Below are 8,000 nucleotides of genomic sequence, written 5' to 3' on the forward strand. Positions count from 1 at the left end.
GAAGATTGCCAATTCCAGTTATTATCTAAACTCCACAAGTGGAGATAATTACCATCGTTATATTTCCATAAAACTTGATTGACTCCGTTGACGGTTTCTGCTGCTAGAGTTTGCCAACCTGGATAGATATCGGTGGTAATCTGAGTTGCACCAATTTTGATGGCGATGGGGTTATTATTGCCAATTTGAGCGTAGAGGTTGTTAGTCGCATCTTTGACTAATTTGGTGTTACCGAAGGCTTCGATTGGGGTGTAGGGTGAACCGATGATTCCATCACTATTAAAGTCTTGTTGGAAGTTGGTTTCTTGAGTGAAAGCTTCCGATGAGTTTAATCCCCACCATCCGCTTGAAGATTGCCAATTCCAGTTATTATCTAAACTCCACAAGTGGAGATAATTACCATCGTTATATTTCCATAAAACTTGATTGGCTCCGTTGACGGTTTCTGCTGCTAGAGTTTGCCAACCAGGGTAGATATTTGTGGTAATCTGAGTGGCACCATTTTTGATGGCGATGGGATTGTTATTGCCAATTTGGGTGTAAAGTTTATTAGTTGCGTCTTGGACTAATTTGGTGTTACCGAAGGTTTCTATAGTAGCATTGCTTATGGCATTAATGGTAAGCGTAAAAACGTTACTGGAAGACAATCCTTTAGTATCTTTTACTTCAAGCTTAATATCGACACTAGAGCTTGTTGTATCCTTAGAAGTTCCACTAAAAGTTGTTGTCTTGGGATCAAAGGACAACCATTTAGGTAGGGAATTACCATTCACGTCTGTTGCTGAATAAGTTAGAAAATCGTTTTTATCTATGTCTGTGAAAGTAGTTTCAGCAACAGTGAAAGTGAATAATTTATTAGTGGTTGCTGTTTGATTGGGAATGGGGTTAATGATAATGGGAGCAAGATTTTCTTGAATAAGAGCATCATTCTTCTCCAAGATGTTGATCAATTTCTGATTGGTTGTGACCCAGTTTTCTTGTTGCTGTTGGGCTAAGTCTGCTTGTATTTGTTGATTTTTTTGACTAATTGCTTCTAGTTTTTGCCATTCCAGTTCAAAAATACTTCTGATTTTCTCTTTAAGTTGAGGATCTTGATCGCCAATAGATACGATCTGTTCAATAGCTGCTGTTAAATTCTCTAGAGTTGTATCTTGAGATGCGGTTGCGATCGTTTGACCAGATTTGACAATATATTCAATATCTTTCCATTCAATTCCTGCTTTTTCTTTGAGTTTCTGAGTTAATGCTTTATCTTCTTTCCAAATATTGAGAATTTCATCGGTTGATTTTTTCCATGTTTCTAAATCATTGGTGTCAATGGCTTGTTGAATTAATCGATTGGTACGGGCAAGATTTTCTAACTGTGACCAAGTAAGTCCAGTTGCTTTTTCAGCTTGAGATTTTAGAGTATTATTATCTACCCAAATATTAACAGCACTCTTAATGGCATTTCCCCATTGTGCTAGTGTTTGTTGATCAACGGCTTTAGCTATTTCTTGACCAGCTTTTACTATATTTTCTATATCTTGCCAATTCAAATTAGTGTAGGTTTTGAGTTTTTGGGTTAAAGTAGGATCATCTTGCCAAATTTTCAGAATTGCATCACTGGCATTTATCCAGTCTTGGGTTGTATCTTTGTTTATCGCAGTATTAATTGCTTGTACAGTTTTGTCGAGTTTTTGAAGTTTCTCCCAAGATAAACCTGTGAGGTCTTCTGCTGTAGATTTTAGGGTATTATCATCTACCCAAATATTAGCCACTCGTCTGATGGCTTGTCCCCATTTAGCGAGTTCTTGACTGTCAATCGCTGTCGCAGAAGCTTGACCTGCTTTGACAATTTTTTCTAGGTCGGTAAAGTCTAAACTGGTAACTTCTTTGAGTTTTTTGGCAAAACTAGGATCGGTTTTCCAGATTGTTAAAATATTATCACTGGCAGTAATCCAAGATTGAGTATTATTATTTTGAGTAGCTTTATCTAGTTCCTGAACAGTGTTTTCTAATTTATTTAATTGTGACCAAGTTAGTCCCGTTGCTTGTTCAATTTTGCTTTTTAATGTGGCATCATGAGCCCAAATATTAGCGACTTTTCTGATCGCTTGTCCCCAATCTTTTAACTTTTCACTGTCAACAGCGATCGCAGTAGCTTGTCCAGCTTTAACAATCTTCTCAAAATCTTGCCAATCTAAGCCTGTATTAATTTTAATTTTATTGGCTAAGGTTTGATCTGTTTCCCAAAGTTTCAGGATTTTGTTACTAGCTTCTATCCAAGCTAAAGTATTACCTTGTTCGTAGGCCTTATTAATAGTTGAAATGGTTTCCTCTGTCTTTTGAATTTGTTCCCAAGAAAGTCCAGATACAGTTGTTAATTTGTTCTTAAGCGTACCGTCATCATACCAAATATTGAGAACTTCTTTGAGGGATTGTCCCCATTGTTCAACGCTTTGCTTATCAGTAGCTATGGCAATAGATTGACCTGCTTTAACAACTTGCTGGAAATCTTTCCAGTCTAAATTCAGGTTAGTTTTTAAGAAGTTTTGGAGGGTTTGATTACCTTGCCAAATGCCCAGAAGTTCATTACTGGATTTAATCCAAGCTGCTGTATCTCCTTTTTCAATGGCTTTAGTAATGGCTTCTCCTGTCTGGGTAATTCGTTGTATTTCTTCCCAAGAAAGTCCTGTAACTTTTTGTGCCTCAATTTTGAGTTTATCATCAGTAACCCAGACATTTACAATGCTTTTTACAGATTGAGTAATTGCTTGCAAATTACGTTCTCTGACAGCAATTTCAAGCTTAACTCCCGATTGAATGATAGTTTCGACTTCTTCCCATTCAAACCCCGTTAAATCTTTAATAGATTTATGGGCTTCGGTTCCTAAATCAACCCCTAATAAACTATCATCAACAAGGTTAATTGCTTTACCAGCTGTTTGAATGGCTTTAATCCAGTCTTTATTGTCGATAGTTTGATATAAGGCTGAACTTAATTTCCCAAAGTCTTGAATTTCTTCCCATTTTAATCCCGTCAAATCTATTAGTTCTTTTTTCCCAGCTTCCCCTAATCCTAACGCAAAGTTTTTGTCAATTTGTCCGGCAATCTTACCGATTGCATTAGCGGCATCTAACCAGTTGCCATTTTCAATTGCTTTGATACCTTGGGCTGTTACCAGAGAGACTTGTCCTGCTGTAATAAAGAATTTTTGAATATCAGAAGCTTGATTTAATTTTGTGATGTCTTTAATGCCAAGAGATGCCGCATTAGCTAATGATTGAACTCCAGATAATAAGGCGAGAGTAGTATCTCCTGTTTTGGCGTACTGATAGGATGAGTAAGCACCTTGGGCGACTGTTTGGAATCTGGTTAGGTTAAGTAGATTGGGTGATAACTCATATTTTAAGAGTTCTAATTTCTGGGTTAATTCACCAACTAAGCTCAAATCTTTTGCTTCTTTGGCAACATCAATTGCCTTGGTGGTTTCAATAACTTGAGGATTCTTCGCTAGTTCGCTATTAATATCGCTAATTTCGTAGCTGGCAAAAGCCATTGCTGCATGGAAAACTGCACCCGCCCAGTCCCCATTATAGGCTGATTGAACAGCACTAATTGAAGCACCAATAACATTGAGTGTCGTAACAATAGTTAATGAGGATGCGGCTGCTAGAGATGCTCCTAGTGTAGCTGCTGTTGTTGCATAAAGATATAAACTAGCTCCTGCTGTGATAACTGCCGAAGCAATAGCAATAACTAAAGCAGCAGTCCCTAAAACTTCATTAACAAAGGCTTTTTTTCTGATTCTTCGTTCTTTAACTCGCCCCTCAATAATCTGACTTAAAAGCTGTTGAGACTGTCGCGCTAAATCATCGGATAAATCAACTGCACCTTGAGCATAGCCAACCTTATAAAGTATCTCTAAATTCTGCTGACTGAGTAACTCTTTTTCTTGAGTTAATACCCCTGTTTTCTGAATCTCCTCATAAAGAGCTTTACTCGCTCCCTCGATGTCGGTTTCTGCTTGTTTCAGAATGCCTAAATATTGCTGTTCTTCTTGGTCTAATTTGGCAATTTCAGTGTTAAGTTTATTATTCTGCTCAATTAAACCATCAACCGTTTTCAGTAAATTATCCTGAATTGTCGCTGCTTCTTTCCCCTGTAAAGCAGCATGAATATCTTGACGAGTTGCTGTTAATATGCTCTCCAATTCAGCAGGTAAGTTGGGCTGTTTTTGTTTGAGGGCATCTAAATCGGCTAAGATGCCAGCGAGTTGTCCTTTATAGTCAGCTTGGGTGATGATATTGGCAATCGGGTTAATCCCTAAGTCGGTGCGGAGGTTATTAATCGCTTGCTGGAGTGCTTCTTCGGTGTTAAGTTGGTTGAGTTGTTCAAGTTTGGTGACGGCAATTTGACGATCGCGTTGAATATCTAACCGTTGTTTTTCTAACTGGGCTGCCACCGCATCATCAATTAATTGACCGCGTTTTTCAGCGATTTCTTGTTCTAATTGTGCCTGCGCTAAGTTGAATTTTTCAACGGAAAGAACTTGCAATAAGGTTTGATTTGTCCAGTCTTTCAGTTGGGATAGGGCATCAATACGAAATTCAGCAACGGCGATTTCTTGTTTATGGGCCTCAATTGCTTCTTGAGAGTTGCCGATACTTTGTTGAAGTTGGGCTAATTCTTCGGTAGCGAGGGTTTTTTGTCCTTCTAAGAGGGTAATTTGATTTTCAGCAGCTTGACGAAGGGCGGTAAATTGGCTGGCTTGTTGTTGCGCCTGTTGTTGCAGTTGCCGATATTGCTGCATTTCGGCATAGTATTTATCGGCTAAGATTAAATCTTCGGGGCGGGCAATTCCTCCTGAACAACCGCCACCTTTATCGCTGGCTAAATCTCGATAATCTTTGTAATAAAGTTCGGCGGCAGTAGCCATATTGTTGGCGTTGGCAACTTCCAGAAGTTGGGCGGCTTCTTTACTTCCGGCATCGTTGGCTTGTTTAAGAATAGTCAGCAGTTGGCTTTCAAAGCTGTTTAATTCTTGGCGTTTAGTAGTTGCTTGGAGGGTATAATTTTTTTCGAGTTCAGTGGCTTCTAGGAGTTTTTTGAGTCCCTGTTGTTTATCTTTGATGGCGGAGAGGTATTTGTCGTTTTGCAGCAGGAGAGAGGCTTGCAGGTCATCCATCACTGCGGTTAAAGCTTGGCTACTGGCTTCGGCTTGTTCGGCGAGTTTTTGGACTTCGGCGAGGGTTTTCCTGGTATCTGTGAGTTGTTGTTCGAGGGTGCTGGTGTCTTTGTCGGGACTGGCGAGGGTAGCATCAAGGAGTTGATATTCGGTGAGGAGTACCTGTTCTTGGGTTGAGAGGAGGGTCTGTTTTTGGGTGAGGGTGGCTTGTTGGGAGGTGAGGACGGTTTGTTTTTGGGTGAGGAGTTGGATGGATTGGTCTAATTGGGCTTTTTTGGTGAGGTTTTCGTCGCCCCCATTATCAAGGGAGGTTGGGGGGATCAAATCCCGCTGGGTTTGCAGTTGAGTGATGAGGGTTTGGGTTTGGGTGAGTTCGTCAGCGAGGTAAGTGGTTTGTTGTGTCACCCAAGTTTTGGCGGCGGTGATGTCTTGTTGCAGAAGTTGGGTTTTGGTTTGCAGTTCGGCGCGTTTTTCCAGGACGCTGTTGAGGGCGGTTAGATAGTTGTCTTTACTGGTTTGGTATTCGCCGGTTTCTTTTTGGACGTTGGTAGTGGCGGTGGTTGCATCTTGGGTGGCTATTTCGAGTTGGGTTTGCAGGATGGGGAGGAGTTTTTCCCAGTCACTTATTTGGGCGATTTTGTCTTCGCTGAGTTTTCTTTCTGCTTCCAGTTGTTGCAGGAGGTGGATAAATTCACTTTGGCTGAGGGCGGCATCATTGGCGACGGCCCTGGCTTTGTTCCATTGGTCGAGGATGGTGGTGGTGGTATCTTTATTTAATGTATCGGTTTCGACTCCTTTGAGGAGTTGGGCGGCGTGTTCTCGGAGGGCGGTGGCTTGTTTGGTGTAGGTGTCCCAGATAATCCAATAATGGTCAACGTGGGTGATTGTAACGGTTTCACTGCGTCCAGAACGTCCTCTAGATTCTCGGTATTCGATCCAAGTGGGTCCTTGTTTACGGCTTTGTTCCCAATAAAAAGCGGATTTTTCTTGATACCAGTCGGCTTGGGAGATGGAAGCGGCGGCTTGGGCTTGTTTTTGGCTGATGCTGTTTTTAAGTTGTTCGATTTGTTGTTGGGTTTGGGTTTGTTGGTCGCTGATTTGTTGTTGAAGAGTAGCGAGGGTGGTGGGGTTGTTGAGTTCGGGGAAGTATTTGTTAAGAAGTTCTTGGGCAGAAAGAGCTTGACTAAAGGTACTATTCCCTGTGTTTAAAAAGGTGCGAATAGTATTAGATGATGTCCATTGAAAACGGATGTCGATTTTACCATCATTATTAAAGTCGTTAACTTGTACTTGATCAGGTGAACCGTTGATTAGTGTAGTTGTAATGGGATCTAAATATTGGGTAAATGTGCCGTTTCCATTACTGATATAAAGTCGGTTTGTACCTGAAGATTTCCAATGGAAATAAGCATCTTGTTTTCCGTCTCCGTTAAAGTCTGCGATAAAAGCATTATCAGGTGAGCCATTAATAACCGTTGCGGTGATGGGGTCTAAATATTGGGTAAATGTGCCGTTTCCATTACTGATATAGAGTCGGTTTGTACCTGAAGATTTCCAATGGAAATAAGCATCTTGTTTTCCGTCTCCGTTAAAGTCTGCTATGAAAGTATTATCAGGTGAGCCATTGATTGCTAATGCACCAATCGGGTCTAAATATTGAGTAAAAGTGCCGTTTCCGTTGCTGAAATAAAGGCGATTTCTGCCTGATGCTTTCCAATAGAAATAAATATCTGTTTTCCCATCTCCGTTAAAATCCCCAGTGAATACATTGGTAGGAGATTCATTAATAGCATTGGTTGAAATAGGGTTAACGTATTTGGTAAAAGTACCGTTACTATTGCCTAGATACAGTTCATTTATTCCCGATACATTCCAGTGATGATAAGTGTCATTAATTTGATCGTTATTGAAGTCACCAATCAGGTTGTTATCAGCTAATTTCTGAACAGTGGGAGTTTGATTAGTATTGTTTTGAGTTAGCTGATTGAATTGATATTCTGTTAAATAACTCTGTACCTTGTCTGGATTCTGTTGTGACTGTAGGGTTAGATATGCGGTTTCTAGGCGGAGGGTTTGGAGATTAGAGATAGCTTGTTCTTCAATAGGTTGTATAAGTTCTAATTTATCTTTAGGAGATTGCGCTAAATCAAAGGACAGATAAATAGGTGTTCCATTTCCACCCCCAACAAAACGACCAAAATCAGCCCTTCCATCTCCATTTACATCTGCCATAAAGCGATCACGGTTATCATATCCTTTATCAAAACCTGCTTTTATGGTGTTGAAAGCAGATTGATTAGAACTAAAGCCATTTTCACCTGCTAAAACAAAAGATAAGTAAATAGGAGTACCATCACCACCACCAACAAAGCGACCAAAATCAGCCTTTCCGTCTCCATTTACATCTGCCATAAAACGAGGAAGATTATCATATCCAATATCAGTACCAGGAGTTAATTGATAAACTTGATTCGTAAATCCACTTTCCCCTGCAAGGTTAAAGGCTAGATAAATAGGAGTACCACCACCAACACCAACAAAGCGACCAAAATCAGCCCTTCCATCTCCATTTACATCTGCCATAAAGCGGTGACGGTTATCATATCCAATATCAGTGCCAGGAGTTAATTGATAAATTTGATTGGTAAATCCATTTTCTCCTGCAAGGTTAAAGTAAAGAGAAATAGGAGGGCTCTTCGGGAATTGTTATGCAAATAATTAACTTAAAATAAAATTCGATGAGAGCGCCTACGCTCAAAAGTAGCTGAAATCCATACAGGGAAGGACTTAAGGCACAAACAGGTTAATACCAAAAGATAGACAATTGAG

At 40.1% G+C, this 8,000-nt stretch carries 1 protein-coding gene; it reads right to left on the reverse strand.

All coding sequences use genetic code 11. The features are described 5' to 3' along the window. On the reverse strand, positions 1–7,754 hold a 7,754-nt coding region (locus O9295_RS21590; RefSeq protein WP_288035236.1), incomplete at its 3' end, for an FG-GAP-like repeat-containing protein. Positions 7,755–8,000: the final 246 nt, after the last annotated feature.

It is taken from the genome of Microcystis sp. LE18-22.4A (genome assembly GCF_027531105.1).
In the GTDB taxonomy this organism is placed as follows: domain Bacteria; phylum Cyanobacteriota; class Cyanobacteriia; order Cyanobacteriales; family Microcystaceae; genus Microcystis; species Microcystis aeruginosa.